The organism is Thermofilum sp. (assembly GCF_038871435.1).
Classification (GTDB): Archaea; Thermoproteota; Thermoprotei; order Thermofilales; family Thermofilaceae; genus Thermofilum; species Thermofilum adornatum.
Genome location: NZ_JAVZIC010000024.1, coordinates 1 through 3,122 on the forward strand (window position 1 = coordinate 1; position 3,122 = coordinate 3,122).

A 3,122-nucleotide genomic window follows, 5' to 3' on the forward strand; every position below is an offset into this window, starting at 1 on the left:
GCTCCGCGATAAACCTCAAAGCCGTCAAGTGCTGGGGCCTCAGGCCCGGCGGGTCCCTCTTAGCCCTAATATTGTAGACCCTCAACGGGCTACCAATAAGGGCAGCCAAAGCAATGCTATACCTGAGTAGCTGTCCGCCCCCCTCTCCAAACGACCCGTCAACCTCGATCATACCCAAACCAACAATACACACAACAAGGGGGCCTAATAGCGTTTCGCCCATAAACAGCAACAACCAACACACAAGCAGGAACACTTTCAAGGACACAACGAATACACTAAAACGACCCACAACTAGAAAAGTTCACAGCGATACTTCCAAGGTTGCACCATAAGAACTATACACATCACTGCCACCTTGAGCCCGCCGTCCTTTCAATTCTTTCTGAGTTGCATCACAAAAACAGTAGAACAAGTAACAGGCTTCGTCACAGCCACTTTCAATTCTTTCAGAGTTGCATCAGCGATGCATTCTATCATTTAGTGTTGTCCATAGATGTAGCCTTTCAATTCTTTCTGAGTTGCATCTTATGTTCATGACTCCTAGCCTAGAATAGTAGAAATCTCTTTCAATTCTTTCTGAGTTGCATCCACGGTGTAGATATATGAGGATGATGTATCACCCGAACTTTCAATTCTTTCTGAGTTGCATCAGACATAGAGGAGGGCGAGAAGATACAGGAGCTAAAGGCAACTTTCAATTCTTTCTGAGTTGCATCAAAAGGCAAGGTAAAGGCATAGTTTCGGACTTATAGCGTACTTTCAATTCTTTCTGAGTTGCATCTGAATTGTTTTACCGAGGAGGGGTTTATATGTTTAACGCTTGATTTTTTGAAGAAGTCAGAAAAACTGTGCTAGCACTCAAATTTACACATTGGAAGCTTCTGAAACTTCCCAATTGGGAAGCTTCCCGGAATAGCCCGTTTTAGGTCGGGATTTTTCCCGTAATCTCTTTTCAAAATAACCTTCCCAACGAGAAACTTCATAAATAACTTTTAGTTTTCTTGTGATGTGTGATTATAAAAATTAGGCTTTAATCTGGTTCTTTGCATTGGTTTTGGGAGAACTTATGCGCTGGTTGGGGCGCGTGTTAGGGTTTTGTATGCGTGGGTTATTCGCTGTGCGACTGTGTAGTATGTTGCGGCGACGAGTGCCCAGAACAGTATGTATGCTGGCGTCCTGTAGTTAAGGGCTAGCAGGAGGTATATCGCGACCTTTGCTATGAGCCTTTCTGCCCTCTCTGCTAGGCCTACTCCGGCCATCTTTACGCCTAGGGACTCCGCGCGGGCCCTGGTGTAGCTTACTAGGAACTCGCCAGTGACGAGTAGGAGTGCCTCGTAGGTGCTCGTGAGGCCTGCCGTGTAGAGGGGCAGGACTGTCAGTGCGTCTGTGGCCCTGTCGAGGGTCGAGTCTAGGAAGGCGCCGAAGCTAGTGGCCCTGTTCGTCTTCCTGGCGACGTAGCCGTCTATGGCGTCCATTAGGCCTGCGAACGCGAAGAGGCACAGGAAAACTGGGAAGGAGCCCGTGAAGGCGAGGGTAGCTACTGCGACTGTGCCAAGCAGGAAGCCGAGGACGGTTATTTGGTTGGGGCTGAGGCCCAGGGCTACGAATAGGTTTCCGAGGGGCTCGACTATTTTTTCTAGTCTCTGCTTTATCCTTGTCAACACGTCTGCAATGACTAGTTCATAGACAAAAACCTTGCTGTGCCACGCAGGTGGAAAAAAGAGGCCTAGGCCTTTTTCTGGCTGAGTAGCAGGATTGCCCTAGCTATGTCTCCCCCGGCCTCGATGAGGGCCTTCCTTGCCTCTTCCTGGCTGGCGCCCGTCTTGAGTACGACTAGCTCGACGTCTTCCTGCGATATCTCTGGAACCTCTTGTTGCGCCGCGGCCACCTCTTCTTCTATGCCCGACACGTAGTATATCCTGGAGCCGCCCTTGATCTCGATTACCTGGACTTCCGGAGACCTGATAACTATGGTCTTGCCCTGCATCTTGAGCTGTACCTCCTGGACGCCGTCAAGGGGCTTAAAGTTGAGGCCCATGCGTTCCAGGAGCCTCCTCTGCTCCCTATTCAGCCTAAACATACAACCACCACGAAGAAAAACCACAAAGAACTATATAATTCTTAACACCCGCAAACAAGCACGAAAAACCCCATACCCACCCCAAAACTCACTCTATTCTTTCCCGACATACAATGGCTCCATATACAAACACATATAGATAACAAGCCCCAATTCATTCGTTCCTAATACGAGAGGATCGGTATCAGCCAATCAGCCATGAGGATCTTGCCTCAATAGCTTTCAATTCATTCTTTTCTGATACATTTGGCACGGCTACAGGGCAGGGATCATGGTGACCAACTTTCAATTCATTCTTTTCTGATACGAGATCGATAACTGCGAAGATTATATTGCCTTTCATCATCCACTTTCAATTCATTCTTTTCTGATACAAAATAATGAATGAGGCTGAGGAATTGCTCTCAACATATCTTTCAATTCATTCTTTTCTGATACTGTTTCCTTGGGGTTTATTTTGTTGGGGTGTTATTTATTTGTTTCTGTGTTGTGTGAAAGTGTTTTTGTGCAAGTGTTTCCCATTTATCAATGTAGGATTTCTTTAGTTTTCTCATTGATGCCTGTAAATGATATGGACTGGGAAGAGGGGCCAGGGAAGAACATTTTTTACAAAAAGTCTACTTCCCGTAAAGCGTTAAAGCTTCCCGTGGAAAACGATTCTACAGAGATTTTCAGGGGAACCATTTCCTCCCACCCAGTATCACGGTGGAGAAATCTCTGTTTTTCTCTTTATCTGTTTTTTGCTGTTTGGTGTTCTCATGGGAAAGGGGTTGAGTTGTTGGGTGTTTGGCGGGGTTATTGTTGTTGGAGTGTTTTCTTTACTGCTTGGATTAGTGCTTCTTTTATGTTTTGGGTTTCTGTGATGTGTCCTTGGTATAGGTCGTTTACTCCTCCTCCTTTTCCTTTGAGGGCTTGGGATATGTTTTGGCCGATTGTTCTGGCGTCGAGTTTGTCTAGTAGGTCGTTGGTTATTTTGAGGGCGAAGTTTCCGTTTGTGTTTAGTGCTAGGACTATGCTTTTTGTGAGGTTTTTTGCTATG

The 3,122-nt window shown here is 46.4% G+C and carries 4 protein-coding genes and 1 CRISPR repeat array; all 4 genes read right to left on the reverse strand.

Annotated elements, in window-relative coordinates; translation table 11 throughout:
* The coding region (locus QXT17_RS09960) for an RNA 3'-terminal phosphate cyclase (RefSeq protein WP_342815863.1) at positions 1–172 on the reverse strand (172 nt) is incomplete at its 3' end.
* 200 nt (positions 173–372) lie between these two features.
* Positions 373–784: direct repeats of the CRISPR family, unit length 25 nt; unit sequence CTTTCAATTCTTTCTGAGTTGCATC.
* A gap of 283 nt (positions 785–1,067) precedes the next feature.
* Entirely contained in the window at positions 1,068–1,667 is a 600-nt protein-coding gene (pgsA, locus tag QXT17_RS09965) for an archaetidylinositol phosphate synthase (RefSeq protein ID WP_342783483.1), read from the reverse strand.
* A gap of 62 nt (positions 1,668–1,729) precedes the next feature.
* Positions 1,730–2,083, reverse strand: a complete 354-nt coding sequence (locus QXT17_RS09970) for a nascent polypeptide-associated complex protein (RefSeq protein WP_020962084.1) — start codon at positions 2,081–2,083, stop codon at positions 1,730–1,732.
* A gap of 795 nt (positions 2,084–2,878) precedes the next feature.
* A partial coding sequence (locus QXT17_RS09975; RefSeq protein WP_342815862.1) for a hypothetical protein occupies positions 2,879–3,122 on the reverse strand: 244 nt, incomplete at its 5' end.

What these genes read in the sequence shown, in the direction of transcription:
- QXT17_RS09970 (WP_020962084.1), bottom strand. Translation starts at nt 2,083, where the DNA reads ATGTTTAGGCTGAATAGGGAGCAGAGGAGGCTCCTGGAACGCATGGGC.